Source organism: Aquipseudomonas ullengensis (assembly GCF_014174475.1).
GTDB lineage: Bacteria > Pseudomonadota > Gammaproteobacteria > Pseudomonadales > Pseudomonadaceae > Aquipseudomonas > Aquipseudomonas ullengensis.
The window spans coordinates 97,442-114,977 of sequence record NZ_JACJUD010000002.1; the positions used below are offsets into that span (position 1 = coordinate 97,442).

Genomic DNA, 17,536 nt, shown 5'->3' on the forward strand with positions numbered 1-17,536 from the left:
TCATGCTGATCTCCCATTAGGAAATCTTATGTTCGATTACAAACTGCTCGCCGCCCTGGCGGCCGTGGTGGAGCAGGCCGGTTTCGAGCGTGCGGCGCAGATGCTGGGGTTGTCGCAGTCGGCGGTGTCGCAGCGGATCAAGTTGCTCGAGGCGCGGGTCGGCCAGCCGGTGCTGGTGCGCGGTACGCCGCCGGCGCCAACGGAAATCGGTCGGCGCTTGCTCAACCATGTGCAGCAGGTGCGCCTGCTCGAGCGCGACCTGCAGGGCGCGGTGCCGGCGCTGGACGAGGGCGCGCCGGTGGAGCGCCTGCGCATCGCCCTCAACGCCGACAGCCTGGCGACCTGGTGGGCGCCGCTGATGGGCGACTTCTGTAGCGAGCACGGGCTGCTGCTGGATCTTGTGGTGGAAGACCAGGATGTCGGCCTCAAGCGCATGCGTGCTGGTGAAGTGGCCGGCTGCGTGTGCGCCGCCGAGCGCCCGGTGGCCGGCGCCCGCTCCGTGCTGCTGGGTGCCATGCGCTACCGGGCGCTGGCCAGTCCGGCGTACATGGCCCGGCATTTCGCCGCCGGGGTCACGGCGCAGACGCTGGCGCGGGCGCCGTGCATCGTCTTCGGTCCGGACGATTACCTGCAGCATCGCTACCTGGCAGCGATGGGCGTGAGCGGTGGCTTCGCCTATCACCTGTGCCCGTCTTCGGAAGGCTTCGTGCGCCTGGCCAGTGCAGGCTTCGGCTGGGGCCTGGTGCCGGAGCAGCAGGTGCAACGCGAGCTGGCCAGCGGCCTGTTGGTCGAGATCCTGCCCGGGCGGCCGCAGGACGTGCCGCTGTACTGGCATCACTGGCGCAGCGGCGGCGAGCTGCTTGCCAGCCTCACCCGCCACCTGGAACGCGGCGTGGGCGAGTGGCTGGTCAAGACGTAGGGCGGGTGCAACCCGCGAGTTGAGCCCACGCGGGTTGCACCCGCCCTACATTGCGAGGCTTAGAGCTGGAACTGCGGCGTGAGAGGTAGCCCGGACTAAAGTCCGGGCTACGCACTGCTGCTTTTGTGTAGGAGCCAGCTTGCTGGCGATCAGACAGTCAGCGGATCGCCAGCAAGCTGGCTCCTACAGTCGACCTGGCCGGCTCCAGTCAGAGCTGGAACTGCGCCACCAGTTGTTCCTGGCTGCCGGCTACCCGGCGCAGGTGTTCGCCGCAGTCGCGGGTGTGCGCGGCGGTCTGGCGGTTCTCGCCGGTCATGTCGCTGAGGCGGTGCATGTGCTGGTTGACCTCATGGGTGGTGGCCGCTTGCTCCTCGGCCGCCGCGGCAATCTGGAAGGCCAGGGCATGCACGCCTTGCAGCGAGTCGTCGAGGTGGCTCAGCGAGCCGAGCACCGCCTGGGTTTCGTCTTCCAGCGCGCGGGCTTGTTCGGTAGCGCCCTGCATGCTGGCCTGGGCCTGATCCGAGGACGCGCCGAGGGCGCCGACGATGGTGACGATTTCCTCGGTAGCGGTGCGCGTGCGCAGCGCCAGGTTGCGTACCTCGTCGGCGACCACGGCAAAGCCGCGCCCGGCCTCGCCGGCACGCGCTGCCTCGATGGCGGCATTCAGGGCCAGCAGGTTCGTCTGCTCGGCGATGGCGCGAATCACCCCGAGTACCGAGCTGATCTGCTGGCTGTCGTTGGCCAGCGCCTGCACCACCTGATCGGAATTGCGCAGGCCGGCGAGCAACTGGTCCTGGCGGCCGATCATCTGTTGCAGGGTGCCCTGCATGGTGGCGAAGGCCTGGCGCGCGGCGGCGCTGCCGTCGGCGCTCTGGCTGGCGTTGGCGGCGATTTCCTGCACGGTGGCGGACATCTGGTCGACCGCGCTGACCACCATTTCCAGTGACTCCTGCTGCTGGTCGAGGCGGTTGCTGGTCTGCCCGGCGGCGCCGAGGATATCGCCACTGGCGTCACCCACCGCCTGGCTGGCCTGGCGCAGGCGCTCGACCACTTCACGCCAGGCGTTGGCCATTTCGTGCAGGGCTTGCATCAGGCCGCTGTGCTCGGCGCTGTCGCCACTCAGGCGCAGTTCGCCGGCGGCCAGGCGGCGGGCGAGGGCGGCCATGTTGCTCGGTTCGCCGCCCAGCGGGCGCATCACGCTGCGGCTGATCAGCCAGGTGGCGATGGCCACGCCGAGCATGGTCAGCGCGGCGAGTAGCAGCACTTGCCACATCAGCTTGCGCACCGGGGCGAAGGCCTGGTCCTGGTCCATCTCGGCGACCAGGGCCCAGCGCATGCCGTCCAGATCCAGGGGGACGAAGGCCTTGAGCACCGCCTGGCCGTCCAGCCCGGCTTCCACCAGGCGCCCGTGCTGCCCGGCCAGGGCCTGCTCGATGGCCTTGCCCGGCAGGGCGGCGGCCAGTTGGTCGGCGCGCTGGACCTGGTGATCGGGGAAGCGCACCGAGTCCGAACGCAGGCGGCTGTCGGCACCCACCAGGTAGGTCTCGCCCGCCTCACCGAGCCCCTGGCGGGTCTGCATCACGTCGTTGAGCGCATCCAGCGGCAGCTCCAGCACCAGCAGCAACTGCAGTTCGCCATCGCTCATCACCGGCGCGGCGAGCAACTGGCTGGGGATCTGCTCGGCGCCGTTGGGCGTCAGGTCGCTGATCTGCGCTTGCTGGCTGTCCAGGCCGCTGCGTGCCAGGCGGCCCAGCGGGGTGTCGCGCCAGGCGGGGTCGCCGAGGTTCTGCTGGTAGTCGGGGCCGCGCAGCACGCTGAACAGCACCTTGCCGTCGCGGTCGACCAGCTTGAGGTCGCGGTAGCCGAAGGTCTTGATGAAGTTCTCGAAGATCGGCCGGTCGTAGTTGCTGGTGCTGACCAGCGCCGTGGAGTCCAGCCCTGCGTAGCTGGTGCCGAGGTTGCTGGCCAGAGTGGCGAGCTGGTTGTGGCGTGATTGCCAGTTATCTTGCAACTGGCGCTGTTTGATATTCGCTACGGCCTCCAGGGCATTCAAGGTCTGCTCCTGAAGGGCATGACTGGCCTGGCGATAGACCGTGAAGGCCATCGCCAACACAGGAATTAGACCGATCAGTAGAAAACTGATCGCAAGCTTGGCGCGCAACGGCATGTCCAACGACTCCGCGGGTAGATGGGTGACAAATGGGGGTAAACGTCAAATATTTTGCAAGAACCGTGCAAATTTATTAACAACTGTCAAAAAAAACGAGCAGGCGGCTGCAAGGCCGCCATTCTGGCCGCAGGAGCAACAGTCAGAAGCCTTGGCGGCTGCTAGAGTCGCAGGCACAACAAGACCCCAGGGGGCTGACGAATGAAGATTCTGGTAACGGGTGCGAGCGGATTCATTGGCGGGCGCTTTGCCCGCTTCGCGCTGGAGCAGGGCCTGGCGGTCCGCATCAATGGGCGCCGCCCGGAAGCGGTCGAGCACCTGACCAAACGTGGTGCGGAATTCGTCCAGGGCGACCTGAGCGACACCGATCTGGTGCACAAGCTGTGCCGCGATGTCGAGATGGTGGTGCACTGCGCCGGCTCGGTGGGTTCCTGGGGCACCCGCGAGCATTTCCACCTGGGCAACGTCACGCTGACCCAGAACGTCATCGAAGGCTGCCTGGGGCAGAAGGTGCGGCGCCTGGTGCACCTGTCGTCACCCTCGGTGTACTTCGATGGCCAGTCGCATATCGGCCTGCGCGAAGAACAGGTGCCGAAGAAGTTCGTCGATCACTACGGCGCGACCAAGTTCATCGCCGAACAGAAGGTCATGGAAGCGCAGGAGTTCGGCCTGGAAGTGATTGCCCTGCGTCCGCGCTTCGTCACCGGCGCTGGCGACACCAGCATCTTCCCGCGGCTGATCGAGATGCACCGCAAGGGCCGCCTGATGATGATCGGCAATGGCCTGAACAAGGTCGACTTCACCAGCATGCAGAACCTCAACGACGCCCTGTTCAGCAGCCTGCTGGCCGCCGGGCCGGCGCTGGGCAAGGTGTACAACATCAGCAATGGCACGCCGGTGCCGCTGTGGGATGCGGTCAACTTCGTCTTGCGCCAGTTCGACCTGGCGCCGGTGACCAAACACATGCCCTACGGCGTGGCCTACTCGGCCGCGGTGCTCAACGAGACGATCTGCAAGCTGCTGCCGGGGCGTCCGGAGCCAGGTTTGTTTCGTCTTGGCGTGGCGGTGATGGCGCGCGACTTCTCCCTGGATATCAGCCGCGCGCGGCAGTACCTGGACTACGACCCGCAGGTGAGTGTGTGGACCGCGCTGGAGGAGTTCTGCAACTGGTGGAAAGTACAGGGGCGATAGGCCGCGCCGGGCTTATTCCAGCAAGGTAGCCCGGACTTCAGTCCGGGAGGCGCTCATTTGTTTCTCCCGGACTGAAGTCCGGGCTACGGGGGCATCGCCAACTGCGGTTATCAGCCCGTCCAGCCTTATACCCAGTCAACCCAGCCTGACCCGGCGGGCGACCTATACTGGCCCTTAAAGCCAGCGAGGAAGTCCGCATGTTCACCATGATGGAAAGCGCCCGGCTCGAAGCCCTGCACCTGGCGCAAGACCCCGTCACCGGCCTCAAGGCCATTATCGCCATCCACAACACCCGCCTCGGCCCGGCCCTGGGAGGGTGCCGCTATCTCGCCTACCCCGATACCGACAGCGCCGTGCGCGACGCCATCCGCCTGGCCCAGGGTATGAGCTACAAGGCGGCGCTGGCCGGCCTGGAGCAGGGCGGGGGCAAGGCGGTGATCATCCGCCCGGCGCATGTCGACAACCGTGGCGCGCTGTTCGAAGCCTTTGGCCGCATGATCGAGACGCTCAAGGGCGGCTACATCACTGCGGTGGACAGCGGCACCTCCAGCGCCGACATGGACTGCATCGCCCAGTTCACCCAGCACGTCACCAGCACCACGACCGCTGGCGACCCCTCGCCGCACACAGCCATGGGCGTGTTCGCCGGTATTCGCGCCACCGCCCTGGCGCGGCTTGGCAGCGACGATCTGCAGGGCCTGCGCGTGGCCATACAGGGCCTGGGCAACGTCGGCTATGCCCTGGCCGAGCAGTTGGCCGCCTCCGGGGTGGAGTTGTATGTCAGCGACCTCGATCCCGGCCGCGTGCAACTGGCGGCGGAGGAGCTGGGGGCGCACCCGGTCAGCAGCGAAGACCTGCTCGGCACCCCCTGCGACATCCTCGCGCCGTGCGGCCTGGGCGGTGTGCTCAACAGCCATACCGTCGGCGAGCTGCACTGCGCGGCCGTGGCGGGGGCGGCCAACAACCAGCTGGCCAGCAACGAAATCGCCGACGAGCTGGAGTCGCGCGGCATCCTCTACGCACCCGACTATGTGATCAATTCTGGCGGGCTGATCTACGTCGCGCTCAAGCACCGTGAGCAATCTCTCGCCGCGATCACTGCGCACCTGTCGAAGATCGGATTACGCTTGACCGAAATCTATGGCCACGCGCAGGCTGACAAACGTTCACCGGCGCGCGTCGCCGATGCGCTGGCCGAACGCCTGCTTTACGGCAGCTAAGCCCCTACCCGGGGCGGCGCTGCCGGCAGACCGAGTGCGAACTTCGCCCTGGGTCGACACAGTCCCGCCGCCACAAGCAGCGGGGTACACCCCTCACACCTATCCGGTGTGTTGATAGGAAAGCGTGCTATGACCTCTAACAAGATCGACCTTGCGTATACCCGCTATCTAGCGCCCGACGGCCGCCTCACCGGCGAGCTCCCAGCCTGGGCCGACGACTTCAACCTGCTCACCCGCCTGTACCGGCAAATGGTCCTCACCCGCCTGTTCGACCTCAAGGCGGTGGCCCTGCAACGCACCGGTCGCATCGGCACCTACGCACCCACCCTCGGCCAGGAAGCCATTGGCGTCGCCATCGGCAGCCTGATGGCGCGCGAAGACGTGCTGGTGCCGTACTACCGCGACACCGGCGTGCAGCTGATGCGCGGCGTGAAGATGGAGGAAATCCTCCTCTACTGGGGCGGCGACGAGCGCGGCAGCGTCTACGTCGACCCGGCGGTGCAGCAGGACTTCCCGCTGTGCGTGCCGATCGCCACCCAGTCGCTGCATGCCTGTGGCGTGGCCACGGCGTTCAAGATCCGTGGCGAACACCGGGTCGCCGTGACCACCTGCGGCGACGGCGCCACCAGCAAGGGCGACTTCCTCGAAGCGCTTAACGTGGCCGGTGCCTGGCAACTGCCGGTGGTCTTCGTGATCAACAACAACCAGTGGGCCATCTCCACCCCGCGGCGCATCCAGAGTGGCGCGCCGAGCCTGGCGCAGAAGGCCATCGGCGCCGGCTTCCAGGGCGAACAGGTGGACGGCAACGACATCCTTGCCGTCTACGACCGCATGCAGATCGCCCTCGAACGGGCGCGCCAGGGCAAGGGCCCGGTGCTGCTGGAATGCCTCAGCTACCGCCTGGGTGACCACACCACTGCCGACGACGCCACCCGCTACCGCAGCGCCGAGGAGGTGAAAAAGGCCTGGGAGGAAGAACCGATCAAACGGCTGCAAACCTACCTGGCCAGCCAGGGCGTGTGGGACGAGGGCCGCGAGCAGGCCCTGGTCAGCGAATGCCAGGCGCTGGTGCAGCAGGCGGTGGATGCCTTCGAGAGCGCCGGCACCCAGCCGGTGACCTCGGTGATCGACCACGTCTATGCACAGTGGCCGGCGGCCCTGGCCGAGCAGCGCGAGATGCTGCTGGAGCGGGCGGCGCGTCGCGCAGGAGGGCTGCATCATGAGTGAGATGAAGAAGTATGCCCTGCTCGATGCGGTCAACCTGGCCCTGCACCGGGCGATGCAGGAGGACGACAACGTGGTGGTGCTCGGCGAGGACGTCGGCGTCAACGGCGGGGTGTTCCGCGCCACTGCCGGGCTGCGCGATGCCTTCGGCTTCAAGCGGGTGATCGACACGCCACTGGCCGAAACCATGATTGCCGGGCTGTCGGTGGGCATGGCTGCGCAAGGCCTGAAACCGGTGATGGAGATCCAGTTCCTCGGCTTCATCTTTGCCGCCATGGAGCACCTGGTGACCCACGCCAGCCGCCTGCGCAATCGCACCCGCGGGCGCCTGAGCTGCCCGATGGTGCTGCGCAGCCCGATGGGCGCCGGTATCCGTGCGCCGGAGCACCACAGCGAAAGCACCGAGGCACTGTTCGCCCATGTGCCGGGGCTGCGCGTGGTCATCCCGTCCTCGCCGGCACGCGCCTATGGCCTGCTGCTGGCGGCCATCGACGATCCCGATCCGGTGATCTTCCTCGAACCGACCCGGCTCTATCGGATGAACCCGCAACCGCTGGTCGACGACGGCAAGCGCCTGCCGCTGGACAGTTGCTTCACCCTGCGCGAGGGCAGCGACATCACCCTGATCAGTTGGGGCGCCAGCGTGCAGGAAACCCTGCAGGCCGCCGACCGTCTGGCCGAGCAGGGCGTGTCTGCCGAGGTGATCGACGTCGCCTGCATCAAGCCGCTGGACCTCGACACCCTCGAGGCCTCGGTGCGCAAGACCGGGCGCTGCGTGATCGTGCACGAGGCGCCGAAGTCCTGCGGGGTGGGTGCGGAGATCGCCGCCAGTTTGTACGAGCGGGCGCTGCTGGATTTGCAGGCGCCGATCCAGCGGGTCGCCGCGCCGGATATCCCGCCGCCGCTGTACCGCCTGGAGCAGCTGTACATCCCCGGCGTCGAGGACATCCTCGCGGCCTGCGACAGCACCCTCAACTACGCATAACAACTCCCTCTCCCTCCGGGAGAGGGTTGGGGTGAGGGCGGAGGCCGCGTACAGGCTTTGCCATCTCCCCCCTCCATGGAGAGAGCGGAGAAAAGGAGAACAACAATGAAATACTTCAAATTGCCCGACCTGGGCGAAGGCCTGCAGGAAGCCGAGATCGTCGAATGGCACGTCAAGGCCGGCGATACGGTGAAGGCCGACCAGCTGCTGGTTTCGGTGGAAACCGCCAAGGCCATCGTCGATATCCCGGCGCCCTATGACGGCGTGGTGAGCAAGACCTTTGGCGGCGAGGGCGACATCCTGCATGTCGGCGAGCCGCTGCTGGCCTACGAGGGCGAGGAGGACGCCGGCACCGTGGTTGGGCGCCTGGAGGGTGGCTATGCCAAGCAGGAGGACAGCTTCTTCGTCGGTGCCGCCCCCTCGACCCGCGAACACCTGGCGCCGCGCGCCACGCCGGCGGTGCGCCAATTGGCACGCAAGCTCGGCGTCGAGCTGGCCGGCCTGAGCGGCAGCGGCGCCGATGGCCTGGTCACCAGTGCCGATGTGGAAGCGGCGGCGCAGACCGCGCGCGACAAGTTCGGCGGTGAGCGCCTGCGCGGGGTACGCCGCAGCATGGCGATCAACATGGCCAAATCCCATGCCGAAGTGGTGCCGGTGACCATCTACGGTGACGCTGACCTGCACCGCTGGGGCAGCGCGCGCGACCCGCTGATCCGCCTGGCCAAGGCCATCGCCCACGCTTGCACGGTGGAACCGGTGCTCAATAGCTGGTTCGACGGCAAGGGCTTGTCGATCCGCCAGCACGACAAGCTCGACCTGGGCATTGCCGTGGATACCCCGGACGGCCTGTTCGTACCGGTGCTGCGCAATGTCGGCGAGCGTGATGCGGCGGACCTCAAGGAGGGCATGGCGCGCCTGCGTGCGGACGTCAAAGCGCGCTCGATCCCGCCGCAGGAAATGATGGGCGCGACCATCACCCTGTCCAACTTCGGCACCCTGTTCGGTCGTTACGCCAACCCCATCGTGGTACCGCCACAGGTGGCGATCATCGGTGCCGGCGGCATTCGTGACGAGGTGGTGGCCTGGGAGGGCAAGCCGGCGGTGCACGCGATCCTGCCGCTGTCGCTGACCTTCGATCATCGCGCGGCCACGGGCGGCGAGGCGGCGCGCTTCCTCAAGGCGCTGGTGGCGGCACTGGAGGAGCCACAGGACTGAGCCTTTAAACACCGTCATTCCCGCGTAGGCGGGAAACCAGAGAGTCTGTCGCGCCTGGGCTCCCGACTTCGCGGGAGCGACGTTAAATTTTCCAGGTTCGAGAAACGCCCACGGCAGCGATGCCGTGGGCGTTTTGCTTCAGTGCTCGGGTGGAGGTCGCTGGTGGATAAGCAGAGCGTTATCCACCCTACGTCGACGTGTCAGGCCCTGTAGGGTGGAAAACTGCGCAGCATTTTCCACCCGTTGCCTTCAGCGCGTCTGACGAAACACCAGCGCCAGGCCAAGCAGGATCGCGCCCATGCCGACCAGGCTGAGCATGGGCATGCGGTTGCCGAGGAACAGGTAGTCCATCGCCGCCGTCACACCCGGCACCAGGTAGAACAGGCTGGTGACGTTGACCAGATTGCCGGCGCGGATCAGTCGGTACAGCAGCAACTGCGCCACTACCGAAATCACCAGGCCCAGCCACAGCAGCGGGACCAGGAACTCCAGCGACCATTCGACACTGAAGGGCTTGAATGGCAGGAACAGTGCGAACAGCAGCAGGCTGACCAGGTACTGCAGCGGCAGGGTCTGCATCGGCGTTTGCTGCGAGCCCTTCTGCAGGATGGCGCCGAGGGTCATGCTGCCCAGTGCCAGCAGCGCATAGCCGGCACCGGCCACTGACACCCGCGCTAGGGCGATGCTCTGCCACACCACCAGCACCAGTCCGAGCAGGGCCAGCCCGAGGCCGAGCAGGCGCGGTAGCGAGGCGCGCCGCTCCAGCAGCATCAGGGTGAGGATCGGCTGCACGCCCAGCACGGTGGCCAGGACGCCGGGCGTGATGCCGTGGTCCAGCGCCAGCAGGTAGCCCAGCGAATACCCGCCAATCAGCAGCAGGCCGGTACCCGCGGTACGCAGGCGCTGGCCCGGGGCGGGCAGCCAGCTTCGGCTCCAGCAACCGATCAGGGCCAGCACCAGCAGCGCCAGGGCGAAACGCAGGATCAGGAAGGCGAAGGCGGAAGCATGATCCAGGCCCAGCCGCGCAAAGATTGCGCCGCTGCTCCAGAGCAGGACGAACAGGGTGGTCGAGGCAAGCGTGCCCCAGGCGTTGTTATTGACTTGCATGATGGATACCTGTCGAAAGCGCTAACGGCTTCACCGACTGCGCAGGGCGCAGATGACCGTGGAGGTCGGGGAAAGCGGGTTTCCGGGCTGAGTCAGCCGGCGGGAGCGAACGGCGGAGGCGGCGGGGAGCCGGCTCGGCCTGCGCGGGGAGGCGAGACAGGTGGGGCGATGGACCGGGCAGCAGCACGCGCGTGATGGCCGACGGTGTCGGTGATCGTGGCAGGCGTGAGGGGGAGGCTGTTGCTGGTCATGACATTGGTCCGCAGTGGAGAGCCTTGCAGGGCCCGTCGAAACTAGCGTTTCCTGGCTGGACGGTCAATCTTTGCTGGCTTGCCGCGCGCTGTGTGGCGCGCGGCAAGTTGGGGGTCACTCTTCGCTGGAGGCAGCGTCCAGTTCGGCGAGGGCGTCGGGCTGGTTCTTGAAGGCCTTGGCGAAGGTGTCGCGGTTTTTCGCCATGAAGATACCGAGTTCCTCGACCTGCTCCTCGTTCAGCGAAGGCACCGCCTTGTGCAGGGCTTCGGACAGGGCTTCGGCCAGTTCCAGCATCTTGTCGTAACGATCGGCTTCGGCTTTATCCATGAACAGGCGCTCCGGATCGCGACTGCTGCGGTACACCACTTCGACGGCCATTCATCACCTCATTCCTGTATCGTTTGGAAAGAAACACTGTATTTGCATACAGTAATTGAATGCTTGGATACGTTGCAAGGGTTACGCCAGTCTAGTGCCCTCTTTGGGCACTGCAGAATTGAAAAAGGCGCCCGGAGGCGCCTTTTTCGTCCTGTTAGGGACGTATTTCGATCAATGTGCCGTCTTTCACCACATTCCACAGCTCGCGCATGTCGACGTTCTTCATGGCGATGCAGCCTTCCGTCCAGTCGAGGGTGTGGAAGTACCACTCGGGGTATTCGTCATCCAGCGGCGTGCCGTGGATCATGATCATGCCGCCCGGCGGCACGCCCTTCTTGCGCGCATTGGCGGCATCGCGGGCGTTGGGGTAGGAGATGTGCATGGCCAGGTTGTAGCGGTCGCTGACCTTGCGCCAGTCGATCCAGTAGAAGCCTTCCGGGGTGCGGCTATCGCCTTCGCGCAGCTTGGCGCCTTTGGGTTGTTGGCCCAGGGAGATGCGATAGGACTTGAGTACCTCACCGCGCGCCATCAGGTGCAGCTTGTGTTCGGATTTGAGCACCAGCACCTTGTCGACCGCCTTGCCGCCCAGGGTTGGGGTGGTCGAAGCAGGGGCGAGGGTGGTGAGGGAAAGACAAAGGACGGCGAGCAACCAGCGCATTACAGTGTTCCGCAATATTTCTCTGGCCTGAGGGTTCAGGCTGTTGTGGGGCGAGAGTCTGCCAATGCTGCCGCCGATGTTCAATCTCCGGGGGATTGCCGGTAGCCCGCTTGCCGGGCAAAAGCTCGCCGAACTGTCTGCTACGGCCTTCGGCATGCTTTCATGGCGCGACATTCCTGATCCGGTGCCCATTCGATGATTCGCCCCCAGCATCTACGCGACCTGCTGCTTGCCGCAGGCAGCCACCCGCAAGGCCGGCCACACCTGAGCGCGGCCAGTGCCCTGGTGCGAGTCGGCGGGTTGCTCTACGTGGTGGCCGACGATGAGTTGCACCTGGGCATATTCGCCGCCACGGGTGAAGACCCGGGCCAACTGCTGCGTCTGTTCGCCGGTGAACTGCCGCAGGATAAGGCCGAGCGCAAGGCGCTCAAACCGGACCTGGAAGCCCTGGCGTTGCTCCCCGCGATGTCGGGGTTTGCCCACGGCGCCTTGCTGGCGCTGGGTTCGGGCTCCAAGGCCAATCGGCAGGTGGCGGTGCTGCTGGCGCTGGGCGAGGGCGGCCAGGTCGAAGGTGCGCCGCGCTTGTGCGATCTGGCGGCGCTGTACCAACCGCTGCACGCGCACTTCGCCGATCTGAATATCGAGGGGGCGTTCCTGCTCGGTGAGCAGTTCGTCCTGCTGCAGCGTGGTAATCAGGGCCAGTCGAGCAATGCGCAGATCCGTTATGCCTGGCCGCAACTACAGGCCTGGCTGCTGGGCGAGCGGGCTGAGCCGCCGCAGCCGCTGGCAATCCAGGCCGTGGCGCTGGGCGAGTTGGCCGGCGTGGCCCTGGGCTTTACCGATGGCGCGGCGCTGGCCGATGGGCGCTGGTTATTCAGCGCCGCTGCCGAAGACACCACGGACAGCTACAGCGATGGTGCCTGCCTGGGCACGGTGATCGGTCTGGTCGAGGCCGATGGCCAGGTCAGGCGCCTGGCCGAACTACAGGGGCACTGGAAAGTCGAGGGGATTGCCCTGGCCGAGGATGGCCGGCTGCTGCTGGTAACCGACGCCGACGACCCGCAGACCGCTGCCAGCCTGCTATCTATCGACCTGTCTCTGCCGCGCTGAGTCTTACTTGGCCAGCGACACAGCCAGTTCATCGACCTGGATGGCCCACTCCGCATCCCGCTGCAGGGCTTCCTTGAGGAAGCTGGCCTGGGCGGCGCTCCAGAACGGTGCTGCGGCGATGTTCTCGCCCTCGTTCAGGTGATGGTCGCGGATAAATGCGGCGATTTCCTCGTGGCTGGAGGGCAGGCCGAGCTGCTCGAACAGGGTACGCAGGCTGTGGTGATTGCTGGTGTCCATGGTCGTTCTCCGGTGGTGTGGCGCAGGGGCTGCTGTCAGCCTCGCGGACGCAGGGCTGCCAGGCCCTCGTTGCGGATCGGGTAGAGCTGCTCGCGGCGGTCGGCGAAATAACACTGCAGAGTACGTCCGGCCGTGGGGAAGGCTAGCTCGTTCCAGGGGATTTCGTGCTCATGGAACAGCTTTACCTCGAGGCTTTCCTCGCCGGCGGCGAAGTCCAGGTCAACCAGTTCGGCGCGGAAGAACACATACAGCTGGCTGATATGCGGCAGGTCGAACAGGGTGTACAGCGCCAGGTCGCGCACGCGGGCGCAGGCTTCCTCGTCGGTTTCGCGGGCGGCGGCCTCGGCCAGGGTTTCGCCGTTCTCCATGAAGCCGGCCGGCAGCGTCCAGTAGCCGCGGCGCGGCTCGATGGCGCGGCGGCACAGCAGTACCTGTTCGCCCCACACCGGCAGGCAGCCGGCGATCACCCGTGGGTTCTGGTAATGAATGGTGGTGCATTGCGGGCAGACGAACCGTTGGCGGTTGTCGCCCTCGGGGATGCGTTGCTCCACCGGGCTGCCACATTGGCTGCAGAACTTCATGCCGACTCCTCTTGCGGGGCACTCATCTTGGCGCCGCCGAGCAGCCTCGGCAAGCCGTCCTGTCGGTACGGGGGTTGGGCGGTCGCACGGTTTCTGCCATGATGCCGGGAAGAAAAAGAGACCGAGAATTCCCATGCTCGACGAGCTGCTGCTACGCGTGCGCAGCCATAGTCCACGCATTCTGCCGACCGATCAGCGCCTGCCGGAAGCGGCTGTGCTGGTACCGCTGACCCGCAGTGACGAGCCCGAACTGGTGCTGACCCTGCGCGCCAGTGGCCTGTCCACCCATGGCGGCGAAGTGGCCTTCCCCGGTGGTCGCCGTGACCCGGAGGACCGTGACCTGATCCATACCGCCTTGCGCGAGGCGGAGGAAGAGATCGGCTTGCCGCCCGGCCTGGTCGAGGTCATCGGCCCGCTCAGCCCGCTGGTGTCGCGCTTCGGCATTCGGGTCACGCCCTATGTTGGGGTGGTGCCGGATTACGTCGAATACCGCGCCAATGATGATGAGATCGCCGCGGTGTTCAGCGTGCCGCTGCGCTTCTTCTGCGAAGACCCGCGCGAGGTCACTCATCGCATCGATTATGAAAGGCACAGCTGGTACGTGCCTTGCTACCACTACGAAGGCTACAAGATCTGGGGGCTGACGGCGGTGATGATCGTCGAGTTGGTCAACCTGCTCTTCGATGCCGGCATCGATCTGCAGCAACCGCCGAAGTCGTCGGTGCGGATCGTCAAAGTCTGATTGCCGAGGAAATCACCATGAAGTACCGCCTGGGCGATGCCCGTGTACAAGCCCATGCCGAAAGCTGGATCGCCCCGACTGCTGCGGTGATCGGCAAAGTGCGCCTGGATAAGGGTGCCAACGTCTGGTTCGGCGCCGTGCTGCGCGGCGACAACGAGCTGATCCACATCGGCGAGAACAGCAACGTGCAGGACGGCACGGTGATGCACACCGACATGGGCTTTCCGCTGACCCTCGGCCAGGGCGTCACCGTCGGCCATAACGTGATGATGCATGGCTGCACGGTCGGCGATTACAGCCTGATCGGCATCAACGCGGTGATCCTCAACGGCGCCAAGATCGGCAAGTACTGCATCATCGGCGCCAACAGCCTGATCGCCGAAGGCAAGGAAATTCCCGATGGCAGCCTGGTCATGGGCAGCCCCGGCAAGGTGGTGCGCGAGCTGACCGAGCAGCAGAAGAAGATGCTCGAAGGCAGCGCCGCCCACTACGTGCACAACGCCCAGCGCTACGCCCGCGACCTGGTCGAGGACGCCGACTGATGGAGGCCGAACGCCCGGTCCGTTCGCCCTGCGTGAGCATCTGCGCGCTGGACGAGCAGGACATCTGCATCGGCTGCCAGCGCACGGCCGACGAGATTACCCGCTGGGGCCGCATGGACAATGCCGAGCGCCGCGCCGTGCTGCAGCTCTGTGTCGAACGCACCCAGGCCGCCGGGCAATTCCTGCAACAGCCCGCCAGCCACTGAATTCCCCCTTTCCCGCTGTTATCCCGAGGATGATGTGATGCCCCGTATCGGTACTCCGCTGTCGCCGTCTGCCACCCGTGTTCTGCTCTGTGGCTCTGGCGAGCTGGGCAAGGAAGTGGTGATCGAACTGCAACGCTTGGGCTGCGAAGTGATCGCCGTCGACCGCTATGCCAATGCCCCGGCCATGCAAGTGGCACACCGCAGTCACGTCATCAGCATGCTCGACGGCGCCGCGCTGCGGACGGTAATCGAGCTGGAGCAGCCGCATTACATCGTGCCGGAAATCGAGGCCATCGCCACCGATACCCTGGTCGAGCTGGAGGCCGAAGGCTTCACCGTGATCCCCAGTGCGCGTGCGGCCAAGCTGACCATGAACCGCGAGGGCATCCGCCGCCTGGCCGCCGAAGAACTGGGTCTGCCGACCTCGCCGTACCGTTTTGCCGACTCCTTCGAAGAGTGCTGGGCGGCGGTCCAGGCGCTGGGTTTTCCGTGCCTGATCAAGCCGATCATGAGTTCCTCGGGCAAAGGCCAGTCGCTGCTGAAAAGCATGGCCGACCTGCAAACCGCCTGGGATTACGCCCAGGCAGGCGGGCGTGCCGGCAAGGGGCGGGTGATCGTCGAGGGCTTCATCGACTTCGACTACGAGATTGCCTTGCTCACCGTGCGCCATGGCGGCGGCACCACCTTCTGCGCGCCGGTTGGCCATCGCCAGGTCAAGGGTGACTACCAGGAATCCTGGCAGCCGCAGCCGATGAGCGACAAGGCGCGGGCCGAGGCCGAGCGCATTGCCCTGGCGGTCACCGGTTCGCTGGGTGGACGCGGCCTGTTCGGCGTGGAACTGTTCGTCAAAGGCGATCAGGTGTGGTTCTGCGAGATTTCCCCGCGTCCGCACGACACCGGGCTGGTCACGCTGATCTCCCAGGACCTGTCCGAATTCGCCCTGCATGCGCGGGCCATTCTCGGTTTGCCGATTCCATCCATTCGCCAGCTGGGACCATCGGCTTCGGCGGTCATCCTGGTGGAAGGCGAGTCGCAGCAGGTCAGCTTCGGTAATCTCGGCGCGGCCCTGGCCGAGCTGGATACCGCCCTGCGCCTGTTCGGCAAGCCGGAGGTCAGCGGTCAGCGGCGCATGGGCGTGGCTTTGGCTCGCGATGAAAGCCTCGAGGCCGCCCGCGCCAAGGCGACGCGCGCCGCCCAGGCTGTCAGCGTCGAGCTGTGACATGCCTGCGTGCGCTGGGCTGGTGGGGGCTGACCCTGAGCCTGGCGCCGTTGGTGCTGCCCCAGGCGCTGTGGACGCGGCGCACGGCGTTGCGCTTGCCGCCGGCAGGTGGTGAGCAGCAGGGCCTGGTGGGTGGCGATTTCGCGGGTGAGCCGCTGCGCCTGCTGGTGCTGGGCGAGTCGACGGTCGCTGGCGTAGGCGTCGAGCTGCTGGAGTCGGCCCTTGCCGGCCAGCTGGCAGTGGCTTTGGCGCGGCGTCTGCAGCGCCCGGTAGCCTGGCGCGCGCTGGGCGAGAACGGCATCACTGCCGTGCAGGCCGGTGAGCGCCTGTTGCCGCAGGCGTTGCAGCAGCCGGTCGACCTGGCTGTGCTGGTCTTCGGGGTCAACGACACCACACACCTGAGTTCGCTGGCGGCCTGGAGTGCGGCGCTGCGTCGGTTAAGTCGACCGCTGGCCGCGCAGGGCGCGCGGGTGGCGTTTACCGGCGTGCCGCCGATCGAGCATTTCAGTGCCTTGCCCTGGCTGCTGCGCAAACTGCTGGGGTTGCGCGCGGGGCTGCTGGATCGGCGCCTGCGCCAGGTTTGCGCCGAGGAGGGCGCGCAGTATCAGCGTCTGCAGCTGGAGTTCGCCGCCGAGTTTCTTGCCGTGGATGGCTATCACCCGTCGGCGCAAGGCTATCGGGTCTGGGCGGAAGATTTGGCGCTGACGCTCAGCGTCGCTTGAACGGCGCCTGCCACAGGCGTACGCTCTTCACCCGGCTCTCGCTGGACTCGAGAATTTCCAGGCGATAAGGGCCGATGCGCAGGCACACCGGGCTGTCGGGGATGGTTTCCAGGGCTTCGGTGATCAGGCCGTTGAGGGTCTTCGGGCCTTCGCTGGGCAGGCGCCAGCCCAGGCTCTTGTTGATCTCGCGGATGTTCGCCGCGCCATCGATGATCTGCGTGCCGTCGGCTTGCGGGTGGATATCCGGGTTGGCCTCGCCATCCTCGTGGCTGAAGTCGCCGACGATCTCGTCCAGCAGGTCTTCCAGGGTGACGATGCCCAGCACGTCGCCGTATTCGTCGACCACCAGGCCGAGGCGGCGCTTCTCCTTCTGGAAGTTCACCAACTGAGTCGCCAGCGGCGTGCCCTCGGGCACGAAGTAGGGTGGCTGACAGCATTCCTGCAGGGTGGCATGACTCAGTCGGTTCTGCGTCAGCAGGCTGGCCAGGCGGCGCATGTGCACGATGCCTTCGACCTGGTTGATGTCGCCGCGGAACACCGGCAGGCGGGTGTGGCCGACGCCATGCAGTTGCTCGATGATCTGCTCCAGGTCATCGTCCAGGTCGATCCCGGTGACTTCGCTGCGCGGAATCATGATGTCGTCGACCGTGACCTTTTCCAGCTCGAGCAACTCCAGCAGGGCGTGCTGGCGTTGCTGGCGGATTTCCTGGGCGCTGTCGCCGCGTGTGGTTTGTCGCCGTTCGTGGCTGGGCGCGCCGAATGCTTGTGCGGTGTTGTTGGCGCGGTGTCGCGGCAGGCGGTCACGCAGCAGGAGTGTCAGGGCTCCCACCAGCAGAGCCAGTGCGCCAAGCCAGTACGCGC

The 17,536-nt window shown here is 66.2% G+C and carries 19 protein-coding genes and 1 pseudogene; 13 read left to right on the forward strand and 7 right to left on the reverse strand.

The annotated features are described in order from the left end of the window. Positions 1-28: 28 nt before the first annotated feature. Entirely contained in the window at positions 29-919 is an 891-nt protein-coding gene (locus H3H51_RS05920; protein ID WP_183088126.1) for a LysR family transcriptional regulator ArgP, read from the forward strand. Positions 920-1,127: 208 nt separating this feature from the next. Here H3H51_RS05920 and H3H51_RS05925 read toward each other — a convergent pair whose 3' ends face one another. Further along, a complete protein-coding gene (locus H3H51_RS05925) occupies positions 1,128-3,086 on the reverse strand; it encodes a methyl-accepting chemotaxis protein (RefSeq protein WP_183088127.1) in 1,959 nt (652 codons plus the stop codon). 201 nt (positions 3,087-3,287) lie between these two features. Between H3H51_RS05925 and H3H51_RS05930 the strand changes: the two genes are divergently transcribed. The 5 genes from H3H51_RS05930 to H3H51_RS05950 all read left to right on the forward strand — a co-directional run bounded on the left by H3H51_RS05930 (position 3,288) and on the right by H3H51_RS05950 (position 8,921). After that, complete coding sequence (locus tag H3H51_RS05930; protein ID WP_183088128.1) at positions 3,288-4,277, forward strand: NAD-dependent epimerase/dehydratase family protein; 990 nt, start codon at positions 3,288-3,290, stop codon at positions 4,275-4,277. A gap of 197 nt (positions 4,278-4,474) precedes the next feature. Continuing rightward, positions 4,475-5,497: a Glu/Leu/Phe/Val dehydrogenase family protein gene (locus H3H51_RS05935; RefSeq protein WP_183088129.1), complete on the forward strand. Its 1,023-nt coding sequence runs from the start codon at positions 4,475-4,477 to the stop codon at positions 5,495-5,497. Between the two features lie 129 nt (positions 5,498-5,626). Then, positions 5,627-6,724, forward strand: a complete 1,098-nt coding sequence (gene pdhA / locus H3H51_RS05940; RefSeq protein ID WP_183088130.1) for a pyruvate dehydrogenase (acetyl-transferring) E1 component subunit alpha — start codon at positions 5,627-5,629, stop codon at positions 6,722-6,724. Further along, a complete protein-coding gene (locus H3H51_RS05945) occupies positions 6,717-7,706 on the forward strand; it encodes an alpha-ketoacid dehydrogenase subunit beta (protein WP_183088131.1) in 990 nt (329 codons plus the stop codon). Before pdhA ends, H3H51_RS05945 begins: the two co-directional genes overlap by 8 nt. 105 nt (positions 7,707-7,811) lie before the next feature. After that, positions 7,812-8,921, forward strand: coding sequence for a dihydrolipoamide acetyltransferase family protein (locus tag H3H51_RS05950; RefSeq protein WP_183088132.1), 1,110 nt, complete (start codon positions 7,812-7,814; stop codon positions 8,919-8,921). Positions 8,922-9,170: 249 nt separating this feature from the next. Here H3H51_RS05950 and H3H51_RS05955 read toward each other — a convergent pair whose 3' ends face one another. The 3 genes from H3H51_RS05955 to H3H51_RS05965 all read right to left on the reverse strand — a co-directional run bounded on the left by H3H51_RS05955 (position 9,171) and on the right by H3H51_RS05965 (position 11,316). Next, a complete protein-coding gene (locus tag H3H51_RS05955; RefSeq protein ID WP_183088133.1) occupies positions 9,171-10,028 on the reverse strand; it encodes a DMT family transporter in 858 nt (285 codons plus the stop codon). A 366-nt stretch (positions 10,029-10,394) separates the two neighbouring features. Next, positions 10,395-10,658, reverse strand: coding sequence for a YebG family protein (locus H3H51_RS05960; RefSeq protein ID WP_183088134.1), 264 nt, complete (start codon positions 10,656-10,658; stop codon positions 10,395-10,397). A 154-nt stretch (positions 10,659-10,812) separates the two neighbouring features. Then, positions 10,813-11,316, reverse strand: coding sequence for a L,D-transpeptidase family protein (locus H3H51_RS05965; protein WP_183088135.1), 504 nt, complete (start codon positions 11,314-11,316; stop codon positions 10,813-10,815). A 64-nt stretch (positions 11,317-11,380) separates the two neighbouring features. Here H3H51_RS05965 and H3H51_RS21260 point away from each other — a divergent pair, with 64 nt between their 5' ends. Both H3H51_RS21260 and H3H51_RS05970 read left to right on the forward strand, forming a co-directional pair. Then, on the forward strand, positions 11,381-11,515 hold the full coding sequence (locus H3H51_RS21260; protein ID WP_268945813.1) for a hypothetical protein: 135 nt from the start codon (positions 11,381-11,383) through the stop codon (positions 11,513-11,515). Then, positions 11,512-12,426 carry a DUF6929 family protein gene (locus tag H3H51_RS05970; RefSeq protein ID WP_183088136.1) on the forward strand — a complete coding sequence of 305 codons (915 nt, stop codon included), beginning with the start codon at positions 11,512-11,514 and terminating at the stop codon, positions 12,424-12,426. Before H3H51_RS21260 ends, H3H51_RS05970 begins: the two co-directional genes overlap by 4 nt. A gap of 3 nt (positions 12,427-12,429) precedes the next feature. Here H3H51_RS05970 and H3H51_RS05975 read toward each other — a convergent pair whose 3' ends face one another. Together H3H51_RS05975 and H3H51_RS05980 are read right to left on the reverse strand one after the other, a co-directional pair. After that, entirely contained in the window at positions 12,430-12,663 is a 234-nt protein-coding gene (locus H3H51_RS05975) for a DUF2789 domain-containing protein (RefSeq protein ID WP_183088137.1), read from the reverse strand. Positions 12,664-12,698: 35 nt separating this feature from the next. After that, on the reverse strand, positions 12,699-13,244 hold the full coding sequence (locus tag H3H51_RS05980; protein ID WP_183088138.1) for an NUDIX hydrolase: 546 nt from the start codon (positions 13,242-13,244) through the stop codon (positions 12,699-12,701). A 133-nt stretch (positions 13,245-13,377) separates the two neighbouring features. Here H3H51_RS05980 and H3H51_RS05985 point away from each other — a divergent pair, with 133 nt between their 5' ends. From H3H51_RS05985 to H3H51_RS06005, 5 genes are read left to right on the forward strand one after another with little or no spacing between them, the layout of a single operon-like run. Beyond that, positions 13,378-13,986 (forward strand): CoA pyrophosphatase, encoded by a 609-nt coding sequence (locus tag H3H51_RS05985; RefSeq protein WP_183088139.1) that lies wholly within the window; start codon positions 13,378-13,380, stop codon positions 13,984-13,986. A 17-nt stretch (positions 13,987-14,003) separates the two neighbouring features. Further along, positions 14,004-14,528: a gamma carbonic anhydrase family protein gene (locus H3H51_RS05990; RefSeq protein WP_183088140.1), complete on the forward strand. Its 525-nt coding sequence runs from the start codon at positions 14,004-14,006 to the stop codon at positions 14,526-14,528. Next, a complete protein-coding gene (locus tag H3H51_RS05995) occupies positions 14,528-14,734 on the forward strand; it encodes a DUF1289 domain-containing protein (RefSeq protein ID WP_183088141.1) in 207 nt (68 codons plus the stop codon). Before H3H51_RS05990 ends, H3H51_RS05995 begins: the two co-directional genes overlap by 1 nt. Before the next feature lie 37 nt (positions 14,735-14,771). Continuing rightward, a complete protein-coding gene (purT, locus tag H3H51_RS06000) occupies positions 14,772-15,953 on the forward strand; it encodes a formate-dependent phosphoribosylglycinamide formyltransferase (RefSeq protein WP_183088142.1) in 1,182 nt (393 codons plus the stop codon). Beyond that, positions 15,950-16,675: an SGNH/GDSL hydrolase family protein gene (locus H3H51_RS06005; RefSeq protein WP_328803628.1), complete on the forward strand. Its 726-nt coding sequence runs from the start codon at positions 15,950-15,952 to the stop codon at positions 16,673-16,675. Before purT ends, H3H51_RS06005 begins: the two co-directional genes overlap by 4 nt. Here H3H51_RS06005 and H3H51_RS06010 read toward each other — a convergent pair. Further along, positions 16,662-17,360: pseudogene (locus H3H51_RS06010) on the reverse strand (transporter associated domain-containing protein); the annotation flags it as partial. The gene H3H51_RS06005 and the pseudogene H3H51_RS06010 overlap by 14 nt on opposite strands. Positions 17,361-17,536 lie beyond the last annotated feature (176 nt).